This is a genomic window from Burkholderia sp. LAS2 (assembly GCF_018417615.1).
Taxonomy (GTDB): domain Bacteria; phylum Pseudomonadota; class Gammaproteobacteria; order Burkholderiales; family Burkholderiaceae; genus Burkholderia; species Burkholderia sola.
Genome location: NZ_CP071052.1, coordinates 179,807 through 203,293 on the forward strand (window position 1 = coordinate 179,807; position 23,487 = coordinate 203,293).

Here is a 23,487-nt window from a genome sequence, read left to right on the forward strand (position 1 = left end):
TGTCAGCCGGATCACGCGTCGAGCTTCCCGAGCAGCTTGATGAAATTGCGCTTCGCGCGGTAGGTCTTGCGAATCGCTTCGAGTTCGTCGTCGAATACCGTCTGCTGGCGATGCGCAACGCGCAGCGCGCGAATTTCGCGCACGACGCCGAACGCCTCGTCGTATCGTGCGCTGCCCGCGCCATGGTCGAGCGCGAACGGCAGATAGCGGTGATACAGCGCGATCGCGTCCTCGGGATGCGTCTTCGCCCGCGCAGCGGCCACCGCCGGCCATACGAGGGCTTCGACCGGCCCCTCCTGGAACGCGGCCCACGCTGCGTTGTCGTCCCGCTCCGCAAGCAAGAGCTTCACCAGCTCGGTGCGCGGCGGCGGTTCCCAGCGTCGTGCGCCGTTGCCGGGCCTCCCGGCCGCTTCGCGCTTGCGAGCAGCAGACTGCAGATGCGAGATCGCGCGCGCCTTCACGGTAGCGTCCCGCCCCGTCCGCTTTGCGACCTTCATCAATGCACGGAATGCGTCGGCCGTCGGGTGGTCCGCGAAGCGCTCCCACGCCAGTGCGTCTGCTCGATCGAACGCACGCCGGCGCAAATATTCGTCGATGCAGAAGCCCATCAGCCGATCGTCGTGCCGGTCCTTCATCTCGCGCATTCCGCGTTCGGCCCAGGCCAGCCCTTCATCGAATCGACGGTGCTCCGCGCACAGTTCCGCGATCTGCGCATACCGGTACGAAGCGGACAGATCCTTCGACCAGATGCCGATCAGCGCGTCGACATCACCATCGTGCCTCGCCAGCGACTCCAGCGCATGCTCGAGATTCAGGCGCGCCGTTTCGTACGAGCCCCGATCGTCCCGCCCCGGCAGCAGCGGCGGCAACTCGGCCCAACGAGCCTCGACCTGTTCCCGATAATGGGTCAGACCCGCATCGCCCAATACTTCCGCATAGGCCGGCACCACGTCGCGAAACGTATCCCACTGCCCGCCGGCCTGCAGGCGGAACAGGCGTTCGGCCAGTTTCACCGGATCCGGCCGCGTCTGAATGCATGCGTCGAGATGCAATGCCGCGAGTTCCTCAATCCCCGGCGCCACGCTGCCGTCCGAGTCGTCGATCTGCTCGAGACTCGCTTCGGCCTCGGCAATCGCCAGTTCCGCCAGCTCGACCACCTGCGCGGCATGGGATCTCGTCAGTTGCCGCCGCAGCATGTCGGCGAGCTCGAACAGGCCTTCTCCGTAGGTGTGCGCCTCGTCCCAGCCGAGCGGCCGCGACACGCGCGCCAGTTGTCGGACGGCGGCACGCAGGCTCGCCACATCATCGACATTCGCGCTGCGTGCGTCGAACAGCAGCCTGTCTCGCAACGAGCGGTCGCGCTCGGCCGCATCGAGCAGCCAGTGCCGCAACGCGCGCTCGTCGAGCGTCTCCAGATAGTCACGAATCAGCTCCGTCTGCGTCTTGCGCTTGCGACGCGGCTTCGACGACGGCTCGCGCTCCGCTTCACGGAAGACTTCCTCTCCGCTGTTTTCGAGCCACGACAACGCGACGGCCACCGCATGCTTGCAGAACGCGCCTTCGCCGCCCACCGGGCAATTACACGTGTAGCCGAGCGTGTCGTCGTCGCCCACCGACAATTCGACGCGATAGCGATACGTGCCGCGCACGGTCGCCGACAGCTCGCCGTCGCGCTCGGTCAGCCGCGAGACGGCGCCGTCGTGGTAGTACGCGGTACCGCGCTCGAAGGATTTCGGGTCGGCCAATGCGCGTATTTCCGCGAGCGTGATGACGTCGGCTAGAGAGGTATTGCGAGACATGGATCGCTACGGGTATTCGGATCGGGATCTGGAAATCGCACCAAAGCGCGCCGCGCAACTGCGCCAATGCGCATGCTCACGGTCGCACGAAGCGAATCACGCCGTCGTCCCCCTGCTCGCGCACGAGCTCGCCCGCGAGCCACAGCAGGTTCAGGTGCGCGAGCGCCTCGCCGAGCGCGAAAGTCATCTGGTGGATGTCGAGCTCGCGGCGGCGGAACATGATCGGCACGATATCGGCCGCGCTCATCGGCTGCTCCGCGCACGCGACGCGCACTTCGGCCAGGCGCGCATCGTGGTGTTCGCGCAGTTGCGCGATGCGCGTGCGCACGCCGCGGAACGGCTTGCCGTGCGACGGCAGCACGAGCGTGTCGGGCGCCATCGTCTCGTAGCGGCCGAGCGATTCGAGGTACAGCGCGAGCGGGTTCGCTTCCGGCTCGAGATCGAACACCGACACGTTCGTCGAGATGCGCGGCAGCACCATGTCGCCGGAAATCAGCACGCCGTCCGCTTCGCTGTGGAGCGCGCAATGTTCAGGCGAATGGCCGAAGCCGGTGACGACGCGCCACGTGCGCGCGCCGATCGTCACCGCGTCGCCTTCGCGCAGGCGCCGGTAGCGCGGCGGCACGGCCGGCACGAGGTCCGAGTAATAGCCGCGGCGGTTGCGCAGCTTGTCGAGCGCGGCCGGATCGGTCAGCCCGTGGCGCGCGAAGTGCTCGGCAGCCGCCGCGCCGCCCGCGTTCGAACCGTTGCCGGCCGCCATCAGGCAGCCGAACAGATATTCGCCGAGCGTCATCCACAGCCGCACGTTCCAGCGGCCCTTGTCGCCGCCTTCGCACAGCCAGTTCGCGAGGCCGAAGTGGTCGGGGTGGCAGTGCGTGACGAGCACGCGCAGCACGGGCAGGCCGTCGAGCTGCGTGTCGAAGATCTGCTCCCAGTGCGTGCGGATCGCGTCGGACGAGATCCCGCAATCGACGATCGTCCAGCCGGCCTGCCCGTCGATTTCGTCGCGCAGCAGCCAGAGATTGATGTGGTCGAGCGAGAACGGCAGCGGCATGCGCAGCCAGCGCACGCCGGGCGCGACCTCGAACGTGTCGCCCGCGGCGGGCAGCGTATCGGCGAAGGGATAGTCGAGTTGGTGTTCCAGGGCGTTCATCGGTGGGGCGTCTCGTCGTTATCGGTGCGAATGCGCGCCGGCGGCAGGCGCGGCGGGCGGTGCGTCGATTCTATCGCCGTCGCGCGAAACAGGTTCTCGACGACCGCCGGCCCGCCGCAAAAAAGTTCGTGTCAGAATCGGCTCCGTACCCGTATCTTTACGCGAAGATGCACCGAACGGCGCCCAACGGCGAACAACACGCCGATTGACGGCCGCTCGCGCGTCACCCCGAAAGTCATTGAAACGCCGACTTGGGCGCTAAAATGGCGGGTGCTTACAGCCCCTTGAACGAGCCTGCACGCGATGAATCACTTCCCCAAACTGCTGTCGTCGCAGATCGGTTTCGACGTCGCGCAGACGATGCTCGAATACTTCGATCGCCATTACCGGATCTTCCGCGAAGCGGCGGTCGATGCGAAGACGCTGTTCGAGCGCGGCGACTGGCACGGGCTGCAGCGGCTCGCGCGCGAGCGGATCACGTCGTACGACGATCGCGTGAAGGAATGCGTCGAGGTGCTGGAAGACGAATACGACGCGGAGAACATCGACGACGAAGTGTGGCAGCAGATCAAGCTGCACTACATCGGGCTGCTCACGTCGCACCGCCAGCCCGAGTGCGCGGAAACCTTCTTCAATTCGGTGTGCTGCAAGATCCTGCACCGCTCGTATTTCAGCAACGATTTCATCTTCGTGCGCCCGGCGATCTCGACCGAGTATCTGGAGAACGACGAGCCGGCCGCGAAGCCGACCTACCGCGCGTACTATCCGGGCACCGACGGGCTCGCGGTCACGCTCGAGCGCATCGTCACGAACTTCCAGCTCGAGCCGGCGTTCGAGGATCTCTCGCGCGACATCGGCTGCGTGATGCAGGCGATCGACGACGAATTCGGCCGCTTCGACGAAGCGCCGAATTTCCAGATCCACGTGCTGTCGTCGCTGTTCTTCCGCAACAAGAGCGCGTACATCGTCGGCCGCATCATCAACGCCGACCGCGTGCTGCCGTTCGCGGTGCCGATCCGCCACGTGCGCCCGGGCGTGCTCGCGCTCGACACCGTGCTGCTGCGCCGCGACCTGCTGCAGATCATCTTCAGCTTCTCGCATTCGTACTTCCTCGTCGACATGGGCGTGCCGTCCGCGTACGTGGATTTTCTCTGCACGATCATGCCGGGCAAGCCGAAGGCCGAGATCTACACGTCGGTCGGGCTGCAAAAGCAGGGCAAGAACCTGTTCTACCGCGACCTGCTGCACCACCTGTCGCATTCGAGCGACCGCTTCATCATCGCGCCCGGGATCAAGGGCCTCGTGATGCTCGTGTTCACGCTGCCGTCGTTCCCGTACGTGTTCAAGATCATCAAGGATCACTTCCCGCCGCCGAAGGAAACGACGCGCGCGCAGATCATGGAGAAGTACCAGCTCGTGAAGCGCCACGACCGCCTCGGGCGGATGGCCGACACGCTCGAGTATTCGAGCGTCGCGCTGCCGCTCGCGCGGCTCGATCATGCGCTCGTGCGCGAACTCGAGAAGGAAGTGCCGTCGCTGCTCGAGTACGAGGACGACAAGCTCGTGATCGAGCACCTGTACATCGAGCGCCGGATGACGCCGCTGAACCTGTATCTGCAGAACGGCAGCGACGCGGACGTCGAGCACGGCGTGAAGGAATACGGCAACGCGGTGAAGGAGCTGATGAAGGCGAACATCTTCCCCGGCGACATGCTGTACAAGAACTTCGGCGTCACGCGCCACGGCCGCGTCGTGTTCTACGACTACGACGAGATCGAGTACCTGACCGACTGCAACGTGCGACGCGTGCCGCCGCCGCGCAACGAGGAAGACGAACTGTCCGGCGAACCGTGGTATACCGTCGGCCCGCACGACATCTTTCCGGAGACCTACGGACCGTTCCTGCTCGGCGACCCGCGCGTGCGCGACGTCTTCATGAAGCATCACGCGGACTTTTTCGATCCCGTGCTGTGGCAGGCGAGCAAGGACAAGCTGATGCAGGGCGAATTGCCCGATTTTTATCCGTACGACACGGCCCTGCGCTTCAGCGTGCGCTACCCCGCGCGCTTCGACGCGACGGGCCGCAACGACGGCGCAGGCGACGCGCAGCGCGCCGCCTGACGCCGGCAACACCCGATCCGATATCGACTTGATTTCCGCCAACGGAATCCACACCGATGACTACCCAAGACAATCCGCTTTCACATCTGTTCGACAATAACGATGCCTGGGTCAAGCGCCAGCTCGCCGACGATCCCGATTTCTTCGCACGGCTCGCCGACCAGCAGGCGCCGGAATATCTGTGGATCGGCTGCTCCGATTCGCGCGTGCCGGCGAACCAGATCATCGGCCTGCCGCCGGGCGAAGTGTTCGTGCACCGCAACATCGCGAACGTGGTCGTCCACAGCGATCTGAACTGCCTGTCGGTGATCCAGTTCGCGGTCGACATCCTGCGCGTGAAGCACATCATGGTCGTCGGTCACTACGGCTGCTCGGGCGTGAACGCGGCGCTGCACAACCGCCGCGTCGGCCTCGCCGACAACTGGCTGCATCACGTGCAGGACGTGCGCGAACGCCATGCGGCGCTGCTCGACGAATGGCCGGTCGGCGAAGCGCGGTATCGCCGCCTGATCGAGCTCAATTCGATCGAACAGGTCGTCAACGTGTGCCGCACGACGATCGTCAACGACGCGTGGGCGCGCGGCCAGTCGCTCACCGTGCACGGGCTCGTGTACGGCGTGCACGACGGCCGGATGCGCAACCTCGGGATGTCCGTGTCGAACTTCGACGCGCTCGACGCCACCTACAGGCGCTGCGTGGCGGCGCTGACCGCACGCGGCCAGCACGCGCCCGACAACGACATGGTCGCGGCCGACGCCGCGCAGCTCGAAGACGTCGCGCAGGCGGTCGCCGCCACGCTGAAGCCGTGCGACGATGCGCAGTAACGTGCAGTGACGCGCCAGTCGCCTGACGGCGGCTGCCACGCGGGCGCGGCGCGCATCGAACGAATCTGACACCGGCACTGCCTCGGCGGCGCCTACCCAAGGAGCGACGGCATGAAAACCGTATTGATCGTCGGCGCATCGCGCGGCCTCGGCCGCGAATTCGTCCGGCAATACCGGCGCGACGGCTGGAACGTGATCGCCACCGCGCGCGACGCGGCGTCGCTCGATGCGTTGCGTGCGCTGGGCGCGCAGCCGCATGCGCTCGATATCGCGCAGCCCGCGCAGATCGCGGCGCTCGGCTGGAAGCTCGACGGCGAGCGGCTCGATGCGGCCGTGCTCGTGTCGGGCGTGTACGGGCCGCGCACCGAAGGCGTCGAGACGATCACCGCCGAGGATTTCGACGCGGTGATGCATACGAACGTGCGCGGGCCGATGCAGTTGCTGCCGATCCTGCTGCCGCTCGTCGAGGACGCGCGCGGCGTGCTGGCCGTCGTGTCGAGCCGGATGGGTAGCATCGCCGAGGCGACCGGCACGACCGGCTGGCTGTACCGCGCGAGCAAGGCCGCGCTGAACGACGCGCTGCGCATCGCGTCGCTGCAGACGCGCCATGCCGCATGCATTGCGCTCCATCCCGGCTGGGTGCGCACCGACATGGGCGGCGCGCAGGCCGCGATCGATCCGGAAACGAGCGTGACCGGCATGCGTCGCGTGATCGCCGAATCCGGTTCGGACGTGTCTCAGGCGAACGGCCGGTTCTTCCAGTACGACGGCATCGAGCTCAGTTGGTGAGCCGCGCCGGCAACCGGGCGTTGTTAATTCACATTGCGCATGATTTCGAACCGACCTGACGCGTGCCCGTGCGGCGGCGCATCCCCCGCGCCCGCCGGCAACGCGCCGGCACCGCGCTACGCGGCCTGCTGCGGCCGCTTCATCGACGGCGGCGAAGCCGCCCCGACCGCACTCGAATTGATGCGCTCGCGGTACAGCGCGTACGTGCTCGGCGCGACCGATTACCTGCGCGCGACATGGGCCGCGCGCACCTGCCCGCCCGATCTCGACACCGACCCTGACGCGCCGGACGCGCCGCGCTGGCTCGGCCTCGCGGTCAAACGGCACGTACCGCTCGACGACCGGCATGCGGAGGTCGAATTCGTGGCGCGCTACAAGGTCGGCGGACGCGCTTACCGGCTGCACGAGACGAGCCGTTTCGAGCGCGACGAGCAGGGATTCTGGCGCTATGTCGACGGCGAAGTAAGTGAACGCTGACAAATAGTTGCCATGTCAGACGCCGGGTAATTCCCGCATTGCACAACCTGATTTTGTCGGGCTACGATGGGCTCGACTTGGTCATGTTGCATGGCAGGGCTTACGGATGGCGTTCAGCAAGGTATTGGTGGGATGGATGGCGGCGTGTGCGCTGTCGGCCGCTCAGGCCGGTACGCTGCCGAGCGCCAATACGGGTGCGGGCGCCAGCGGGTCGCTCGCTCATGCCGAGCATTTCGACTACGCCGACTCGAACCTGCCGCAGGTCGCCGCCGATCTCAACGAGCAGATCCTTCGCATTCCGGCCGATGCGTCGGGCGCCATCACGCTCGAGGCCACGCTGTTCAAGCCGAACGGCCCCGGCCCGTTCCCGCTCGTCGTCTTCAACCACGGCAAAAATACCGGCGATCTCCATCTGCAGCCGCGCAGCCGGCCGCTCGCGTTCGCGCGCGAATTCGTGCGCCGCGGCTATGCGGTGATCGCGCCGAATCGCCAGGGCTTCGCCGGTTCCGACGGCACGTACCAGCAGGAAGGCTGCAACGTCGGCAAGAACGGCCTCGCGCAGGCCGCCGACGTCGATGCGACGGTGCGCTACATGTCGCGCCAGCCGTACGTCGATGCGTCGCGCATCGTCGTCGCCGGCACGTCGCACGGCGGGCTCGCGTCGGTCGCGTACGGCACCGAAGCCGCGGCCGGCGTGCGCGGCATCATCAACTTCTCCGGCGGGCTGCGCCAGGACCTGTGCGACGGCTGGCAGCGCAACCTCGTCGACGCGTTCGACCACTACGGCGCGCATACGGCCGTGCGGTCGCTGTGGCTGTACGGCGACAACGATTCGGTGTGGACGCCCGCGCTGGTCGCGCAGATGCACGATGCGTACGTGTCGCACGGCACGCAGGCCCGCTTCATCGATTTCGGCCGCTACAAGGACGATGCGCACCGGCTGATCGTCGATCGCGACGGCGTGCCCGTGTGGTGGCCGGCCGTGAACGCATTCCTCGCCGAACTGAACCTGCCGACCGCGGTGCGCTATGCGGTCGCGGACCCGCACGAGCCGAAGGCCACCGGCTACGCGTCGATCGATGCGGTCAACGCGGTGCCGTACGTCGACGAAGCCGGCCGCGAAGGCTATCGCCGCTTCCTGAACCAGCATCCGAGCCGCGCGTTCGCGGTGTCGTCGGAAGGCGCGTGGTCGTGGGCCGAAGGCGGCGACGACCCGATGGCGCTCGCGCTCGACAACTGCGCGAAGCAAGGCGCCGGCGCGTGCCGGCTGTATGCGGTCAACGACCGCGTCGTGTGGAACGCCAACACGACGCAGACGGCCGACAACGGCGACGATCGCACCCGCGATACCGATACGCGCGCGCTGGCTTCGCGCTGACGCTCGGCTGTCGTTCCTCTCGCTTCCCCTTTGCGCACCGTCGATTCAAGATCATCGCGGTGCTCCGCCGCATGCTCGTCAAATCGAGCACGCACCGCGTAATGCTCGTTTTTACGAGCAATCGACTTGAATTCGCGCCAGATCTCGTCCAGCCGTCCGGGCCTTCCGCGCCCCTGTCGATCTGACGATGCACGAAGCAAGACCGCCCCTCGTCGCCGCCCAACCCGCACCATCATCGTTCCCCATATTTCGCCACCCGGCCGCCCCTCGCCCTGCGATTTTTTCTGTCGGGGGCGTCACTCGAACGTCGTCATCTGCGCGCATTTCGCCCGATCCGCCGCGTTCCGTTCCGAGCCCCTCCGAACTGCGTCGAACTCCCGCCCAGCAAGGCTGTGCGGCGTTTGTAACCGCTAGTGCAACGCGCGGCGGAACACGCTAATCTCTGCGCGTTTCGTATCCCGCCGCGCGGCATCCCGTCGATGCCGCGCGGTCGTTTTACCCCCGGAGTCGCCTTGAGTACGCCAGCCACCGACGACTGGGTCGCGCGCAGCCTGCGCGCGGTCTGGCATCCCTGCACCCAGATGAAGCACCACGAGCGCCTGCCGCTCGTCCCCGTCGCGCGCGGCGCGGGCGTGTGGCTGGTCGACCGTGACGGCCGCCGCTACTTCGACGCGATCAGCTCGTGGTGGGTCAACCTGTTCGGCCATGCGAACCCGGACATCAACGCGGCGCTGAAGGACCAGCTCGACACGCTCGAGCACGCGATGCTCGCCGGCTGCACGCACGAACCGGCGATCGAGCTCGCCGAACGCCTGCATGCGCTGACCGCGCGCACGCTGGGTCATGCGTTCTTCGCGTCGGACGGCGCGTCGGCCGTCGAGATCGCGCTGAAGATGAGCTTCCACGCGTGGCGCAACCGCGGCCGCGCGAACAAGCAGGAATTCGTCTGCGTCGCGAACAGCTATCACGGCGAGACGATCGGCGCGCTCGGCGTGACCGACGTCGCGCTGTTCAAGGATGCGTACGACCCGCTGATCCGCCACGCGCACGTGGTCGCGTCGCCCGACGCGCGCGGCGCGCTGCCGGGCGAGACGGCCGCCGACGTCGCGGGCCGCGCGCTCGCGGACGTGCGGCGCCTGTTCGCCGAACGCGGCGACCGGATCGCCGCGCTGATCGTCGAGCCGCTCGTGCAGTGCGCGGCCGGCATGGCGATGCACGATCCGTCGTACGTGCGCGGGCTGCGCGCGCTGTGCGACGAATTCGGCGTGCACCTGATCGCCGACGAGATCGCGGTCGGGTGCGGGCGCACCGGCACCTTCTTCGCGTGCGAGCAGGCCGGCGTCTGGCCCGATTTCATGTGCCTGTCGAAAGGGATCAGCGGCGGCTACCTGCCGCTGTCGCTGGTGCTCACACGCGACGACGTGTTCGCGGCGTTCTACGACGACGACACGACGCGCGGCTTCCTGCACTCGCATTCGTACACCGGCAATCCGCTCGCGTGCCGCGCTGCAGTCGCGACGCTCGACCTGTTCGCGCGCGACGACGTGCTCGCGAGCAACGCGCGCAAATCGGCGACGCTGCGCGCGGCGCTCGCGCCGCTCGACGCGCACCGCCAAGTGCGCCATCTGCGCGAGCGCGGCACGCTGTTCGCGTTCGACGTCGCGCTCGACGGCGACGCGGCGCGCGGCTTCTCGCGGCGCTTCTTCGAACACGCGCTCGAACGCGAGCTGCTGCTGCGCCCGATCGGCACGACCGTGTACCTGATGCCGCCGTACGTGATGAATGACGACGACATCGCGTGGCTCGCGCAGCGCACGCGCGACACGCTCGACGCGACGCTGGAGGACCTCGGCCGATGAGCCTGCTCGACACCCTGCAACGCGGCCTCGCCGACCTCGACGCGCAAGGGCTGCGCCGCGTGCGCCGCATCGCCGACACCGCGTGCGACGCGCGCATGACCGTGAACGGCCGCGAGATCGTCGGCTTCGCGAGCAACGACTACCTCGGCCTCGCCGCGCATCCGGCGCTCGTCGCCGCGTTCGCGGAAGGCGCGCAGCGCTACGGCTCCGGCAGCGGCGGCTCGCACCTGCTCGGCGGCCATTCGCGCGCGCACGCCAAACTGGAAGACGAACTCGCCGGCTTCGCGGGCGGCTTCTCCGATGCGCCGCGCGCGCTGTACTTCAGCACCGGCTACATGGCGAACCTCGCGGCGATGACGGCGCTGGCCGGCAAGGGCGCGACGATCTTCTCCGACGCGCTGAACCACGCGTCGCTGATCGACGGCATGCGGCTGTCGCGTGCGAACGTGCAGGTCTATCCGCACGCCGATACGGCCGCGCTCGCCGCGCTGCTCGACGCATCGGATGCGGAAACGAAGCTGATCGTCAGCGACACCGTATTCAGCATGGACGGCGACCTCGCGCCGCTCGCCGAGCTCGTCGCGCTGGCCGAGCGCCACGGCGCGTGGCTCGTCGTCGACGACGCACACGGCTTCGGCGTGCTCGGCCCGCAGGGTCGCGGCGCGCTCGCGGCCGCCGCGCTGCGTTCGCCGCATCTGGTGTACGTCGGCACGCTCGGCAAGGCGGCCGGTGTCGCAGGCGCGTTCGTGATCGCGCATGAGACCGTGATCGAATGGCTGATCCAGCGCGCGCGCAGCTACATCTTCACGACGGCCGCGCCGCCGGCCGTCGCGCATGCGGTATCGGCAAGCCTGAAGGTGATCGCGGGCGACGAAGGCGACGCGCGCCGCGCGCACCTCGCCGCGCTGATCGGCCGCACGCGCGCGCTGCTGCGCAATACGCGCTGGCAGCCGGTCGATTCGCACACGGCCGTGCAGCCGCTCGTGGTCGGCAGCAACGACGCGACGCTCGCGGCGATGCGCGCGCTCGACGCGCACGGCCTGTGGGTGCCGGCGATCCGGCCGCCGACGGTGCCGGCCGGCACGTCGCGGCTGCGCGTGTCGCTGTCGGCCGCGCATTCGTTCGACGATCTTGCTCGGCTCGAAGCCGCGTTGATCCAGGCCAGCGAGGAGGCCGCGGCATGACCGCCGCCCCGCTGTCCGTCTTCGTCACCGGCACCGACACCGAAATCGGCAAGACCTTCGTGTCGGCCGCGATGCTGCACGGCTTCGCACGGCATGGCCTGCGCGCGGCCGCGCTGAAGCCGGTCGCGGCCGGCGCGTACGAACGCGACGGCGTGTGGCGCAACGAGGACGCGGACCAGCTCGACGCGGCCGCGAACGTCGTGCTGCCGCCCGAGCTGCGCACGCCGTTCCTGCTGAAGGCGCCGGCCGCGCCGCATATCGTCGCCGCGCAGGAAGGCGTGACGCTCGACCTCGACACGATCGTCGCGTGCCATCGCGAAGCGCTGACGCGCGCGGACGTCGTCGTCGTCGAAGGCGTCGGCGGCTTTCGCGTGCCGCTGAACGACACGCAGGACACCGCCGATCTCGCGGTCGCGCTCGGCCTGCCCGTCGTGCTCGTCGTCGGCGTCCGGCTCGGCTGCATCAGCCACGCGTTGCTGACGGCCGATGCGATTCGCCAGCGCGGCCTCGCGCTCGCGGGCTGGGTCGCGAACCATGTCGACCCGGCCATGTCGTTCGCCGACGAGAACGTCGCGACGATTCGCGACTGGCTCGCGCGCGAGCACCGCGCGCCGCTCATCGGCCGCATTGCGCACATGACGCCGGCCGCCCCCGAATCCGCCGCGGCGATGCTCGACATTGCCGCGCTCGTCGAGTCGCTGCGCACCGCGCGGCCTTGACCCAACCGATCCCCCATCCCGCCAGGACAGGAAAACGAAATGACCCAAGCCCAGACCGCCACCGTGCAACCCGACGCGATTCCCGTGGCTGCACCGGCCCCGCAGCGCTGGCGCGTCGCCGACGTCGTCGCGCTGTTCGCGCTGCCGTTCAACGACCTGATGTTCCGCGCGCAGCAGGTGCATCGCGAGCACTTCGACGCGAACGCGGTGCAGCTGTCGACGCTGCTGTCGATCAAGACGGGCGGCTGCGAGGAAGATTGCGGCTACTGCTCGCAGTCGTCGCATCACGACACGGGCCTGAAGGCCGAGAAGCTGATGGACGTCGACACGGTGCTCGACGCCGCGCGCGCGGCGAAGGCGAACGGCGCGAGCCGCTTCTGCATGGGCGCCGCGTGGCGCAATCCGAAGGAGCGCCACATGCCGGCGCTGACCGAGATGGTGCGCGGCGTGAAGGAGCTCGGCCTCGAGACCTGCATGACGCTCGGCATGCTCGAAGACGAACAGGCTCGGCAGCTCGCCGACGCGGGCCTCGACTACTACAACCACAACCTCGACACGTCGCCGGAGTTCTACGGCCAGGTGATCTCGACGCGCACGTACCAGGATCGCCTCGACACGCTCGACCGCGTGCGCGACGCGGGCATCAACGTGTGCTGCGGCGGCATCATCGGGATGGGCGAATCGCGCCGCGAACGCGCGGGCCTGATCTCGCAGCTCGCGAACCTGAACCCGTATCCGGAATCGGTGCCGATCAACAACCTCGTCGCGATCGAAGGCACGCCGCTCGAAGGCACCGCGCCGCTCGACCCGTTCGAGTTCGTGCGCACGATCGCGGTCGCGCGCATCACGATGCCGAAGGCCGTCGTGCGCCTGTCGGCCGGGCGCGAGCAGCTCGACGACGCGATGCAGGCGATGTGCTTCCTCGCGGGCGCGAACTCGATGTTCTACGGCGACCAGTTGCTGACGACGAGCAACCCGCAGACGCAGCGCGACCGCGCGCTGTTCGAGCGCCTCGGCATCCGCGCGAGCCAGGCCGACGCGCTGGCGGAAAACGCGTAAGCGGCAACGGCCGGCGCGCCGCGCCCGCCAACGAAAAGCCGGGGCGCGCCCCGGCTTTTTCACGCCCGCGCGCACGGTTCAGGTCGCGCCGCCCAGTACGCGCGGCTCCATGAACGTGTGCCGGAAATAGTCGCGCACCGCGTGCATCGCGGGACTCAGCTCGATGTTCTTGCGCCAAGCGAGGCCGACGCTCATCGGCGGCACCGGGTCGCGCAGCACGATCGTCTCGATGCGCCGCCCTTCGAGCGACCACGGGCGATACACCATGTCGGACAGGATCGCGACACCGCTGCCGTTCGCGACCATGCTGCGCACCGCCTCGACCGACGAGGTGCGCAGGATCACGTTCGGCCGGTACGGCGTCTCGTTCCAGTAACGCAGCGCGGTCTGCCCGGCCTCGTCCACCGTCAGCATCACGAACGGCTCGTGCGCGACCTCCGCGAACGTGACGCTCTCGCGCCGCAGCAGCGGATGATGCGCGCCGACCCACAGCCTGCGCACCGAATGGATCACCGGCTCCAGCACGAGCTCCGGATTCGACACGTTCGACGTGAGCAGCACGGCCATGTCGTAGCGGCCCGCGATCAGCCCTTCCTCGATCGACTCGCGGTTCAGCTCGTGCAGGTGGATCGTCAGGCGCGGATAGAGCGTATTGAGCCGCAGCACGTGATGCGGCAGGAAGTAGCCGAGCACCGTGTAGCTCGCGGCGATCGCGAGCGTGCCGGTCAGCGTGCTTTCGAGATTCGGGATCCGCATCGCCTCGTCGACCGACGACAGGATCGTGTACGCGTGATTGAGAAAACGCCGCCCGGTATCGGTCAGCGTCACGCCCGCCGACGTGCGCACGAACAGCTGCGTGCCGAGACTGTCCTCCAGTTCCTTGATCGCGCTCGTCACGGCCGACTGCGAGATGGTGAGCTGGATCGCGGCCTGCGAGATCTGTCCGAGCTCGGCGGTCGCGACGAAGTACTTGAGCTGTCTGAGCGTCAGGGCCATGCGCGGTGGAAAACTGATGGGGGCATGGCAACCATCATATCAACCGTCCGTTTCGCGGCAATCCGGGCCCGCCCGACCCGCGCGCATCCGCCTGCCGCGGCGCCGGGCGGCCGCTTTCGGCGATATCTGAAAAATCGATACGCTCGCATATAAAAATAGAACTATTTTGACGCACCCCGCACGGCTAACCTGCGTTCAACACGGTGTCGACACGCGCTGCAGCGCACGCGAAACCGGAGAACCTGGAGGAACGAACCGTATGAGGAAGCACAGTGTCGACCTGAATTCGGACATGGGCGAAGGTTTCGGCCCGTGGACGATCGGCGACGGCGTCGACGAGCAGATCATGCCGCTCATCAGCTCGGCGAACATCGCCACCGGTTTTCATGCCGGCGACCCGAACATCATGGCGCGCACGGTGCAGCTCGCGCGCGACGCCGGCGTCGGGATCGGCGCGCATCCGGGCTTTCGCGATCTGGCGGGCTTCGGTCGCCGCACGATCACCGAAACGCCGCAGGCGCTCGTCCACGACATCCTGTATCAGCTCGGCGCGCTGCGCGAGTTCGCGCGGCTCAACGGCGTGGGCCTGCAGCACGTCAAGCCGCACGGCGCGCTCTACATGCACGCGGCGGCCAACGAGGCGTTCTCGCGGCTGCTGATCGAGACGCTGCAGCGCGTCGATCCCGGCCTGTGGCTGTACTGCATGGAAGCGTCGGTCACGTATCGCGTGGCGCGGGAGTACGAACAGCCGGTGATCCGCGAGTTCTACGCCGATCGCGACTACGACCGCAGCGGCTCCATCGTGTTCACGCGCCGCGTCGGGCGCCCCGACCCGCAGCAGGTGGCCGACAAGGTGCTGCGTGCGTGCATCGACGGCAAGGTGCGCACGATCGACGGCGACGACATCGACATCGATTTCGATTCGGTCTGCATCCACAGCGACACGCCCGGCGCGCTCGAACTCGTGCGCGAAACGCGCGACGCGCTGGTCCGAGAAGGCATCCGGACCGCCGGCCCGCAACCGCTCGCCGCTCATCACTGAACCCGATTCAAGGAGACGCAAGATGGCATTGCACGACATCGTCAGCCCGCTGCCGGGCACGTTCTACCGACGCCCGTCGCCCGAGGCGGACTACTACGTCGCGGTGAATGCGACGGTCGCGGCCGGCGCGGTGGTCGGCCTCGTCGAAGTGATGAAGCAGTTCACCGAGATCGAAGCCGATGCGGCGGGCCGCGTCGTCGAGCTGCTCGTCGACGATGGCGAGCCGGTCGACGCCGGCCAGGTGCTGATGCGGATCGAGGAGTGATGCGATGAAGCCGGCAAACGCCCCCGACACCTTCTATCGACCGTCGCGGATCAAGACCGTGCTGGTCGCGAACCGCGGCGAAATCGCGGTGCGCGTGATCCGCGCGGCACGCGAGCTCGGCATGCGTGCGGTCGCCGTGGTCAGCGACGCGGACCGCGACAGCCTCGCCGCGCGCATGGCCGACGAAGCGATCCACATCGGGTCGTCGCATGCGGCGAAGAGCTATCTGAATCCGGCCGCGATCCTCGACGCCGCGCGGCAATGCGGCGCGGACGCGATCCATCCGGGCTACGGCTTCCTGTCCGAGAACGCGGCCTTCGCCGCGCAGGTCGAGGCGGCCGGGCTGATCTTCGTCGGCCCGGACGCGCAGGTGATCGCGACGATGGGCGACAAGGCGCGCGCCCGCGACACCGCGCGGCGCGCGAACGTGCCGACCGTGCCCGGCAGCGACGGCGTCGTCCAGTCGCTCGACGCGGCCCGCGCGGTCGCCGCGCGCATCGGCTATCCGATCATGATCAAGGCGGCCGCGGGCGGCGGCGGGCGCGGCATCCGCGTCGCGCACGACGCCGCGCAGCTCGACGCCGAACTGCCGCTCGCGCAGCGCGAGGCGCAGGCCGCGTTCGGCGACGGCGGCGTCTATCTCGAACGCTTCATCGCGCGGGCGCGGCACATCGAGGTGCAGGTGCTCGGCGACGGCCGCGACGTCGTCCACCTGTTCGAGCGCGAATGCTCGCTGCAGCGGCGCCGCCAGAAGATCCTCGAGGAAGCGCCGTCGCCGTCGCTCACGCCGGCGCAGCGCGACGCGCTGTGCGCGTCGGCCACGCGGCTCGCGCGCGAGGTCGGCTACCGCAGCGCGGGCACGCTCGAATACCTGTTCGACGATGCGCGCGGCGAGTTCTACTTCATCGAGATGAACACGCGCATCCAGGTCGAGCATCCGGTGACCGAGGCGATCACCGGCATCGATCTCGTGCGCGAAACGCTGCGCATCGCCGACGGCGAGCGGCTGCGGTTCGCGCAGGCCGACATCGCGATGCGCGGCGCCGCGCTCGAATGCCGGATCAACGCGGAAGATCCGCTGCAGGATTTCCGCCCGAATCCGGGCCGGATCGACGCACTGGTGTGGCCGACCGGGCCCGGCGTGCGCGTCGATTCGCTGCTCTACCCGGGCTACGTCGTGCCGCCGTTCTATGATTCGCTGCTCGCGAAGCTGATCGTGCACGACGAGAGCCGCGCGGCCGCATTGCGGCGTCTGTCTCGCGCGCTCGGCGAGCTGCAGGTCGGCGGCCTGAAGACCACCGCGCCGCTGCACGTCGCGCTGCTCGCGGACGACGACGTGCGCGCGGGCCGCTATCACACGAATTTTCTCGAAGCGTGGATGCCGTCATGGCGCGAGGCCGCGACGGCCGCCGCCCGGCAGCACGAAACTGCGGACGCCGCGCGCGTCGGGGAGGCCCTGTGACGACCCGTTATACGTTCGGCGGCGACGAATTCGTGTTCGTCGAGATCAGCGAGGCGATGTCGCTCGACGCCTTCTTCAAGGGCACGGCGATCACGCGCGAATTGCAGCGGCGCGCGGTGCCGGGCATTACCGAGATCTGTCCGGCGAACGCGTCCTACCAGGTGCGCTACGACCCGGACGTGATCGAGCCCGACACGCTCGTCGCGCTGCTCAAGGCGATCGAGGCCGAGGTCGGCGACGCGCCGCTCGAACTCGATACGCGCATCGTCGAGGTGCCGGTGCTGTACAACGACCCGTGGACGCACGAGACGCTGATGCGGTTTCGCGAGCGTCATCAGGACCCGTCGTCGACCGACCTCGAATATGCGGCGCGGATCAACGGCAAGCGCGACGTCGACGACTTCATCGCCGCGCACTCGGGCTCGCCGTGGTTCGTGTCGATGGTCGGCTTCGTCGCGGGCCTGCCGTTCATGTACCAGATGGTCGAGCGCGCACGCCAGCTCGAAGTACCGAAATACCTGCGGCCGCGCACCGACACGCCGAAGCTGACGGTCGGCCACGGCGGCTGCTTCGGTTGCATCTACTCGGTGCGCGGCGCGGGCGGCTACCAGATGTTCGGCGTGACGCCGGCGCCGATCTTCGATCCCGCGCAGCGGCTCGACTACCTGCGCGATTTCATGGTGTTCTTCCGGCCCGGCGACATCGTGAAGTTCCAGCCGATCGATCGCGACGCCTATGACGCCGCGGTGGCGGCCGTCGAAGCGGGTACCTTCTCGCTGCGCGTGCGCCCCGTGAAATTCTCGCTCGACGCGTTCCGGCGCGATCCCGATGCGGTCAACCGTTCTCTCGTCGAGGTGCTGCATGCCCGCTGACGCGCACAACCTGATCGAGGTCGTGAAACCCGGCCTCGCGACGTCGGTCCAGGATACGGGCCGGCAAGGCTACTACCACGTCGGCATCCCGCCGTCGGGCTCGCTCGACCAGTACGCGTCGCGCGCGGCGAACCTGCTGGTCGGCAATCCGGAACAGGCGGCCGTGCTCGAATGCACGCTGCTCGGCCCGGAGCTGCTGTTCCATGCGGACGCGCTGGTCGCCGTCACGGGCGCCGAGATGACCCCGAAGATCGACGGCGTCGGGCAGCGCTGCAACGTCGCGCTGTGGATTCGCGCGGGCAGCGTGCTGTCGTTCGCCTACGTGAAGGGCGGCGCCCGCGCGTACCTGGCCGTCGCGGGCGGCATCGACGTGCCGGTCGTGCTCGGCAGCCGCTCGACCTACACGCTCGGCGCGATCGGCGGCCACGCGGGCCGGCGCCTGCAGAAAGGCGACCGTTTGCCGATCGGCGCGGCGCGCGGCACGCTTCGCGAAGGGCGCGAACTGCCGGCGTCGGTCAGCCGGCCGCTGGACAGCCAGGTCGAACTGCGCGTGCTGCCGGGGCTGTACCACTACCGGCTCACCGACGCGTCGGCGCACACGTTCTTCGATGACGAATGGACGGTCGCGCCCGAGGCGGACCGCATCGGCTACCGCTACAAGAACGGCCGGCCGCTGCAGTTCCGGCCGCGCGAGCAGCCGTTCGGCGCCGGGGCCGATCCGTCGAACATCGTCGACGCGTGCTATCCGATCGGCTCGATCCAGGTGCCGGCCGGGGTCGAGCCGATCATCCTGCATCGCGATGCGGTGTCGGGCGGCGGCTACGCGACGATAGGCACGGTCATCAGCGCCGACATGGACCTGATCGGCCAGATGCAGCCGAACCATCGCGCGCGCTTCGTGCGCGTGACGATGGCCGACGCGCTCGCCGCGCGCCGCGAGTACCAGCGGCGCCTCGCGCTGCTGCGCGCCGTACTGAAGGACTGAGCGCCACGCGCCCGGCCGTCGCGCCGGGCGCCGTGCGCCGCCCTCCGCTTTCATCCTTCGCTTCCGTTTCCCGTCCGTGCGGCCGCGCGCGGCGCGGCGGGGACGCCTGCGCGCCGTTTTCGCCGGACCGGTTGCCCGCCCCGACGTCGGGGCAACCCCGCGGCTCGCATGGGCCGCGGCCCAGACGTCGTCCGCTGTTTCGCTCATCGAGGAGCACGCTCATGGCCAACCTGGCTCAGGCCCGCACCGACGAGGATCTCGACCTGTCGACGCTCGCCATTCCCGATCACGCACGCATGCCGCCCTTTGCGCTGACGATGGCGTGGTGGGCCGTCTGCAGCGCGGTGTTCTACATCGTCGTCGGTGCGACGCTCGCGCTCACCTACGGCGCGCGCAACGCGCTGATCGGGATGGCGCTGTCGGTCGTCTCGTACGGCATCGTCAATTCGATCATCAGCCGCTACGCGATCCGTACCGGCCTGTCGGTCGCGCTGTTCTCGCGCGTGCTGTTCGGCAGCGCGGGCGCGGCGCTCGCGACGCTGATCTTCTTCGCGACGGCGATCTACTACGCGGTGTTCGAGGGCTCGGTGATCGCGGTCGCCGCGCATCATCAGTTTCCGGCGCTCGACTACAAGTGGGCCGCGCTGATCGTCGTCTGCTACAGCGTGCCGCTCGTGTTCGGCAGCGTGCAGCACTGGCTCGACAAGTTCAACGGCGTGCTGCTGCCGTTCTACCTGTTCGGGTTGCTCGCAGCGGTCGGGCTCGCGACGGCCGAGTACGGCTATCACGCCGCGTGGCTCGATTTCGGGCCGGCGGGCGGCGCCCCGGCCGGCGGCTGGTGGCAGTGCTTCGTCTACTACATGGGCGTATGGGTGCTGATGATGTTCACGTTCGACTACGCGCGCTTCGGCCGCAAGGCCGACGCCCGCTATCACGGCCGCTTCAACTTCGGGATGCCGTTCTACCTCGTCACGTTCCTCGTCAACGGCGCGGCCGGCATCTATCTCGTCAGCACGATTCCCGGGCTCGGCACGCTGTCGGAAGTGTCGGTCGTGCTCGCGCTGCTGAAGCTGATGGGCGTGTGGGGGCTGCTGTTCGTGTGGGTCACGCAGTCGCGCATCAATACCGCGAACTACTACCTCGCGACCGTCAACATGCAGGCGTTCTTCCAGAAGGTCGCGGGCGTGCGCGCGCCGAAATTCGTGTGGGCGGTCGTGGTCGGCGCGGTCGTCTATGCGCTGATGATGGCCGACATCTTCTCGCGGATCCTGCAAGCGCTCGCGTACCAGGGCATCTTCGTCGTCGCGTGGGTCGGCGTCGCGCTCGCGCACATCCTGTCGGCGCGCTACGGGCAGCTCGTCGGCGACGACGTCGAATGCCGCGACGCGCACGTGCCGGTGTTCAATCCGGGCGGCCTGACCGCGTGGTTCGCGGGCGCGTTCGCGGGGCTCGCGCTGAACCAGGCGACCGGGTTCGCCGCGTCGCTGTCGGCGCCGGCCACCTTCGTCGTGTCGTGGCTCGTCTATCGCGCGCTGCTCGGCACCGCGAAGCGGACCTGGTTCGTGCGCAACACGTGACGCGCCGCGGCTCGGCGCCGGCCCTAGCCGATCGTCTGCACCGGATGGCCCTGCGCGTCGCGGATCACCGTCGGCTCGACCCGCCAGCGCACGCCGTCGAGCCCGTCGATCGCATACTCGCCGGCGCGCGGCTTCAGCGTGCGCGCCAGCGCCTGCACCGTCGCGTCGGTGAGCCGCAGCGTCAGCGTGCCGTCTTCGTCGCTCACGCCGTTCGCGTCGCCGCGCACGAACCGCACCGCGCCGTCGTGACCGACGAGGCGAAACGGCCGGTCGAACGGCAGCCGCAGCGGCAGTAGCGTGACGAGTTCGTCGACCTGCCGCGCGCCGACGGTGATCTCGATCACCGGCGCGCGCAGCAGCCGCTTGCGGGTGCCCCAGCCGAGCACGTCGGTGAACAGGTAACCGCTCGCCGAGCCGTCGCGCTGCGTGCCCGCGTCGACCTGCTCGCGCACGTCCGCGCGTTCGAGCAGCGACGCGCGGACGAGATCGGTCACCCACAGCGGCATGTGCGGCAGCAGCGTGTCGAGCAGCGCACGCGTGCGCCAGCGCTTCGCGGCGCGTTCCTCGTCGAGCGTCAGCCCGACGACCTGCAGGAACGCGAGACGGCCGTGCGGCGTGTCGATCGCCGGCAGCTCCGGATCGAACGCGAAGCCCATCGAACAGAGCGCCGTATCGGTATCGAGCGCGATCGGGCCGTTGGCCGTCATCCAGTGGCCGTCGTCGAACGCGTTGCCGCTCTGGAACACGTAGCGCGCGAGATTCTGCAGGAAGCTGAACACCCAGCGCGGCGGCTCGTCGTCGCCAGCCACGCACGCGACGCGCATCGTCAGCTCGAAGCCGAAGCCGCTGACGGCCGGATCGTCCGACTCCTTCGCATACAGCTCGCTCAGCCCGTACGTGACGAAATGCCAGTGCGGCACGGGCGCCGCGCGCCGCCACACGCTGATCCCGTCGAGCGGATCGGGGCCGCCGAGCCGCCACTTGACCAGCGTGCCGTAGTGCTTCGGCTCCTGCCCCGGATAAAGGCGCGCGAGCGCGGCGTCGATCGCGTCCCAGCCGGGCGCGGCATCGTCGTCCGCGCCGTCGTGCGTGTCGTGCGTGGCGTCCGTCATGTGGCCCGCTCTCCCCGATGATGTCGTGTCGTGTTTGTGTCGTGCGGTGTCGGAACGTACGTCACACGTGCGACGCCGCGCCGTCGAGCGCCGCGCGCACGCGCTCGACGTGCAGCGCGTCGACGGGCGCCAGCACCTCGCCGCGCGGCCGCACGCCCGAACCGAAATGCACCGCGCGCACGCCGGTCGCGCGCACGAAATCGCCGACCGCGTCGATCGTGAGCCCGGAGCCGGCCAGCACCGTGCAGGTCGTGCCCGCCGCCTGCCGCACGAGCCGCGTGATCGTCGCGACCGCGTCGAGCACCGACGGATGGCCACCCGACGTCAGCACGGACGTGACGGCCGGCACGCGCAGCAGCGCGTCGAACGCGGCGTTCAGATCGCGCGCGACGTCGAACGCGCGGTGGAACGTGAGCGCGCGCCCGTCGGCGGCGGCCGCGATCCGGGCGAGCGCGCCGAGATCGACGTCGCCGCGCGGATCGAGCGCGCCGAACACGACGCCGTTCGCGCCGGCCGCGACTGCCGCGCGCACGTCGCGCTCGATCACGCGCAGGTCGTCGGCGTCATAGACGAACGAGCGGCTGTGCGGACGCACGATCACGTTGACGGGAATCGGCACGGCGGCCACGACGGCCTCGATCAGGCCGACGCTCGGCGTCAGCCCGCCTTCGGTGATCGCGGTCACGAGTTCTAGGCGGTCGGCGCCCGCGCGGGCGGCGACCTTCGCATCGCCGACGGTCGTGGCGATCACTTCGAGGAGAATGGGAGAAGCGGCATGTCGGTTCATGGGCGGCCCGCGAATCGTCTGGACAATTCGCGCATCCTAGCCGAGCCGCGCGACGGACGCCAGCGTGCCGGCCGCCGCAGACTTCAGCCGCGCATTTCAGCCCGGTACGTCAGCCGCGCCGCACGAGCCAGACGCCGACGAGCGCGGACAACGCCGTGACGGCGGTGCCGGGTACGAACCGGAACATGCGCGCGTTGAAGTACGCGCCCTGCTGCTGCATCACGTCGACGATCGCCGGCGTGAGCACGAGCATCGCCCAGCCGATCATCCCGAAGGCGGTGGTCGCGGCCGCGACGAGCAGCACGATGCCCGCGCCGCGCGCACGCGGCCGGAATGCGCCGGCAAACATGCCCGCGGCGAGCAGCACGGCCGACACCGCGAACAGCACGGCGACGAATACGGTCGTCGCGCCCGCCTGACCGACCTTCATGAACGCGACCATCTGCGCGGCGATCACGCAGAAGCCGGCGATCGAGAACAGCACGATCGCCAGCGCGTTGCGCACGACGCTCACGCAACGGCCTGCCGGAAATACGCGGTCGCCGGGCGCCGGAACAGCAGGTAGACGAACACCGCGAACAGCAGGACGCCCGGGATCAGCACTGCGAGCATCGACGCCGGCATGTTGATCAACGAGAACGCGATGCCGAACACGAACGTCACGATATAGGCGTTGCGCGACCATTCGCGCCCCTTGAGGATCGCGATGCCGATCACGACATTCGCGGCCTCGACGATCATGCTGATGCCGAACGTCGCCCACACGGGCAGCAGGTAGTGCGACATCAGCGCCTGGGTGGTCGGCATGCCGATCGAGAACGGCGTATAGACGCAGGTGATCGCGTTGGTCACGATGATGATCCACGCGAGGATGGTCAGCGAAATCGGTCGCTTCATGGCGTTTTCCTTTTATATTCGCCGCCATGGTGGCCCCCGGGACGGCGCGCGCGGTCACGACGGCCGCGGTCGCGCCATTGTCGGGGAAGCGCGCGGCGAACGCAACGGCCGCCCCCGCGCCGTGGGTCGC

Annotated in this window: 22 protein-coding genes; 15 read left to right on the forward strand and 7 right to left on the reverse strand. The window is 68.7% G+C overall.

Annotated elements, in window-relative coordinates; translation table 11 throughout:
- Window positions 1-11 precede the first annotated feature (11 nt).
- Complete coding sequence (locus tag JYG37_RS00855; protein WP_089488861.1) at window positions 12-1,799, reverse strand: SWIM zinc finger family protein; 1,788 nt, start codon at window positions 1,797-1,799, stop codon at window positions 12-14.
- Window positions 1,800-1,875: 76 nt separating this feature from the next.
- Window positions 1,876-2,952, reverse strand: a complete 1,077-nt coding sequence (locus tag JYG37_RS00860) for an MBL fold metallo-hydrolase (RefSeq protein WP_050017789.1) — start codon at window positions 2,950-2,952, stop codon at window positions 1,876-1,878.
- 303 nt (window positions 2,953-3,255) lie between these two features.
- On the opposite strand from JYG37_RS00860, the gene aceK reads away from it, so the two are divergent.
- The 9 genes from aceK to bioB all read left to right on the forward strand — a co-directional run bounded on the left by aceK (window position 3,256) and on the right by bioB (window position 13,362).
- The gene (gene aceK, locus JYG37_RS00865) at window positions 3,256-5,073 is read left to right on the forward strand and encodes a bifunctional isocitrate dehydrogenase kinase/phosphatase (RefSeq protein ID WP_050017788.1); all 1,818 of its coding nucleotides are present in this window, start codon (window positions 3,256-3,258) and stop codon (window positions 5,071-5,073) included.
- 56 nt (window positions 5,074-5,129) lie between these two features.
- On the forward strand, window positions 5,130-5,897 hold the full coding sequence (gene can / locus JYG37_RS00870) for a carbonate dehydratase (RefSeq protein ID WP_069620181.1): 768 nt from the start codon (window positions 5,130-5,132) through the stop codon (window positions 5,895-5,897).
- 111 nt (window positions 5,898-6,008) lie between these two features.
- On the forward strand, window positions 6,009-6,686 hold the full coding sequence (locus JYG37_RS00875) for an SDR family oxidoreductase (protein ID WP_050017786.1): 678 nt from the start codon (window positions 6,009-6,011) through the stop codon (window positions 6,684-6,686).
- 39 nt (window positions 6,687-6,725) lie between these two features.
- On the forward strand, window positions 6,726-7,163 hold the full coding sequence (locus JYG37_RS00880; RefSeq protein WP_050017785.1) for a YchJ family protein: 438 nt from the start codon (window positions 6,726-6,728) through the stop codon (window positions 7,161-7,163).
- Between the two features lie 106 nt (window positions 7,164-7,269).
- Window positions 7,270-8,541, forward strand: coding sequence for a dienelactone hydrolase family protein (locus tag JYG37_RS00885; protein ID WP_050017784.1), 1,272 nt, complete (start codon window positions 7,270-7,272; stop codon window positions 8,539-8,541).
- Between the two features lie 512 nt (window positions 8,542-9,053).
- The gene (gene bioA, locus JYG37_RS00890; RefSeq protein ID WP_176016582.1) at window positions 9,054-10,400 is read left to right on the forward strand and encodes an adenosylmethionine--8-amino-7-oxononanoate transaminase; all 1,347 of its coding nucleotides are present in this window, start codon (window positions 9,054-9,056) and stop codon (window positions 10,398-10,400) included.
- A complete protein-coding gene (gene bioF, locus JYG37_RS00895; protein WP_213345798.1) occupies window positions 10,397-11,584 on the forward strand; it encodes an 8-amino-7-oxononanoate synthase in 1,188 nt (395 codons plus the stop codon). The genes bioA and bioF overlap by 4 nt, the downstream gene beginning before the upstream one ends.
- Window positions 11,581-12,303 (forward strand): dethiobiotin synthase, encoded by a 723-nt coding sequence (bioD, locus tag JYG37_RS00900; RefSeq protein WP_050017781.1) that lies wholly within the window; start codon window positions 11,581-11,583, stop codon window positions 12,301-12,303. Before bioF ends, bioD begins: the two co-directional genes overlap by 4 nt.
- A gap of 39 nt (window positions 12,304-12,342) precedes the next feature.
- Entirely contained in the window at window positions 12,343-13,362 is a 1,020-nt protein-coding gene (gene bioB, locus JYG37_RS00905) for a biotin synthase BioB (protein WP_050017780.1), read from the forward strand.
- 78 nt (window positions 13,363-13,440) lie between these two features.
- Here bioB and JYG37_RS00910 read toward each other — a convergent pair whose 3' ends face one another.
- The gene (locus JYG37_RS00910) at window positions 13,441-14,358 is read right to left on the reverse strand and encodes a LysR family transcriptional regulator (protein WP_050017779.1); all 918 of its coding nucleotides are present in this window, start codon (window positions 14,356-14,358) and stop codon (window positions 13,441-13,443) included.
- 259 nt (window positions 14,359-14,617) lie between these two features.
- Here JYG37_RS00910 and JYG37_RS00915 point away from each other — a divergent pair, with 259 nt between their 5' ends.
- From JYG37_RS00915 to JYG37_RS00940, 6 genes are all read left to right on the forward strand, one after another.
- Window positions 14,618-15,400, forward strand: coding sequence for a 5-oxoprolinase subunit PxpA (locus JYG37_RS00915; RefSeq protein ID WP_050017778.1), 783 nt, complete (start codon window positions 14,618-14,620; stop codon window positions 15,398-15,400).
- A gap of 22 nt (window positions 15,401-15,422) precedes the next feature.
- Window positions 15,423-15,665 carry an acetyl-CoA carboxylase gene (locus JYG37_RS00920; RefSeq protein ID WP_213345799.1) on the forward strand — a complete coding sequence of 81 codons (243 nt, stop codon included), beginning with the start codon at window positions 15,423-15,425 and terminating at the stop codon, window positions 15,663-15,665.
- Window positions 15,666-15,669: 4 nt separating this feature from the next.
- Window positions 15,670-17,127, forward strand: coding sequence for an acetyl-CoA carboxylase biotin carboxylase subunit (locus JYG37_RS00925; RefSeq protein WP_050017777.1), 1,458 nt, complete (start codon window positions 15,670-15,672; stop codon window positions 17,125-17,127).
- A complete protein-coding gene (locus JYG37_RS00930; protein WP_006495445.1) occupies window positions 17,124-17,999 on the forward strand; it encodes a 5-oxoprolinase subunit B family protein in 876 nt (291 codons plus the stop codon). Before JYG37_RS00925 ends, JYG37_RS00930 begins: the two co-directional genes overlap by 4 nt.
- On the forward strand, window positions 17,989-18,984 hold the full coding sequence (locus JYG37_RS00935; RefSeq protein ID WP_006483468.1) for a 5-oxoprolinase subunit C family protein: 996 nt from the start codon (window positions 17,989-17,991) through the stop codon (window positions 18,982-18,984). Before JYG37_RS00930 ends, JYG37_RS00935 begins: the two co-directional genes overlap by 11 nt.
- A 221-nt stretch (window positions 18,985-19,205) precedes the next feature.
- On the forward strand, window positions 19,206-20,561 hold the full coding sequence (locus JYG37_RS00940; RefSeq protein ID WP_089488865.1) for a purine-cytosine permease family protein: 1,356 nt from the start codon (window positions 19,206-19,208) through the stop codon (window positions 20,559-20,561).
- Between the two features lie 23 nt (window positions 20,562-20,584).
- Here JYG37_RS00940 and JYG37_RS00945 read toward each other — a convergent pair whose 3' ends face one another.
- The 4 genes from JYG37_RS00945 to JYG37_RS00960 all read right to left on the reverse strand — a co-directional run bounded on the left by JYG37_RS00945 (window position 20,585) and on the right by JYG37_RS00960 (window position 23,357).
- A complete protein-coding gene (locus JYG37_RS00945) occupies window positions 20,585-21,673 on the reverse strand; it encodes a suppressor of fused domain protein (protein ID WP_089488866.1) in 1,089 nt (362 codons plus the stop codon).
- A 61-nt stretch (window positions 21,674-21,734) separates the two neighbouring features.
- Complete coding sequence (locus JYG37_RS00950) at window positions 21,735-22,460, reverse strand: copper homeostasis protein CutC (protein ID WP_124593463.1); 726 nt, start codon at window positions 22,458-22,460, stop codon at window positions 21,735-21,737.
- A 109-nt stretch (window positions 22,461-22,569) separates the two neighbouring features.
- A complete protein-coding gene (locus JYG37_RS00955) occupies window positions 22,570-22,974 on the reverse strand; it encodes a hypothetical protein (protein ID WP_213345800.1) in 405 nt (134 codons plus the stop codon).
- Window positions 22,971-23,357 carry a hypothetical protein gene (locus JYG37_RS00960; protein WP_050014335.1) on the reverse strand — a complete coding sequence of 129 codons (387 nt, stop codon included), beginning with the start codon at window positions 23,355-23,357 and terminating at the stop codon, window positions 22,971-22,973. Before JYG37_RS00960 ends, JYG37_RS00955 begins: the two co-directional genes overlap by 4 nt.
- Window positions 23,358-23,487: the final 130 nt, after the last annotated feature.

Bases quoted from the DNA above. Each gene is read 5' to 3' on its own strand.
- JYG37_RS00855 (WP_089488861.1), bottom strand. From the start codon at position 1,799: ATGTCTCGCAATACCTCTCTAGCCGACGTCATCACGCTCGCGGAAATA.
- JYG37_RS00860 (WP_050017789.1), bottom strand. From the start codon at position 2,952: ATGAACGCCCTGGAACACCAACTCGACTATCCCTTCGCCGATACGCTG.
- aceK (WP_050017788.1), top strand. From the start codon at position 3,256: ATGAATCACTTCCCCAAACTGCTGTCGTCGCAGATCGGTTTCGACGTC.
- can (WP_069620181.1), top strand. From the start codon at position 5,130: ATGACTACCCAAGACAATCCGCTTTCACATCTGTTCGACAATAACGAT.
- JYG37_RS00875 (WP_050017786.1), top strand. From the start codon at position 6,009: ATGAAAACCGTATTGATCGTCGGCGCATCGCGCGGCCTCGGCCGCGAA.
- JYG37_RS00880 (WP_050017785.1), top strand. From the start codon at position 6,726: ATGATTTCGAACCGACCTGACGCGTGCCCGTGCGGCGGCGCATCCCCC.
- JYG37_RS00885 (WP_050017784.1), top strand. From the start codon at position 7,270: ATGGCGTTCAGCAAGGTATTGGTGGGATGGATGGCGGCGTGTGCGCTG.
- bioF (WP_213345798.1), top strand. From the start codon at position 10,397: ATGAGCCTGCTCGACACCCTGCAACGCGGCCTCGCCGACCTCGACGCG.
- bioD (WP_050017781.1), top strand. From the start codon at position 11,581: ATGACCGCCGCCCCGCTGTCCGTCTTCGTCACCGGCACCGACACCGAA.
- bioB (WP_050017780.1), top strand. From the start codon at position 12,343: ATGACCCAAGCCCAGACCGCCACCGTGCAACCCGACGCGATTCCCGTG.
- JYG37_RS00910 (WP_050017779.1), bottom strand. From the start codon at position 14,358: ATGGCCCTGACGCTCAGACAGCTCAAGTACTTCGTCGCGACCGCCGAG.
- JYG37_RS00915 (WP_050017778.1), top strand. From the start codon at position 14,618: ATGAGGAAGCACAGTGTCGACCTGAATTCGGACATGGGCGAAGGTTTC.
- JYG37_RS00920 (WP_213345799.1), top strand. From the start codon at position 15,423: ATGGCATTGCACGACATCGTCAGCCCGCTGCCGGGCACGTTCTACCGA.
- JYG37_RS00925 (WP_050017777.1), top strand. From the start codon at position 15,670: ATGAAGCCGGCAAACGCCCCCGACACCTTCTATCGACCGTCGCGGATC.
- JYG37_RS00935 (WP_006483468.1), top strand. From the start codon at position 17,989: ATGCCCGCTGACGCGCACAACCTGATCGAGGTCGTGAAACCCGGCCTC.
- JYG37_RS00940 (WP_089488865.1), top strand. From the start codon at position 19,206: ATGGCCAACCTGGCTCAGGCCCGCACCGACGAGGATCTCGACCTGTCG.
- JYG37_RS00945 (WP_089488866.1), bottom strand. From the start codon at position 21,673: ATGACGGACGCCACGCACGACACGCACGACGGCGCGGACGACGATGCC.
- JYG37_RS00950 (WP_124593463.1), bottom strand. From the start codon at position 22,460: ATGAACCGACATGCCGCTTCTCCCATTCTCCTCGAAGTGATCGCCACG.
- JYG37_RS00960 (WP_050014335.1), bottom strand. From the start codon at position 23,357: ATGAAGCGACCGATTTCGCTGACCATCCTCGCGTGGATCATCATCGTG.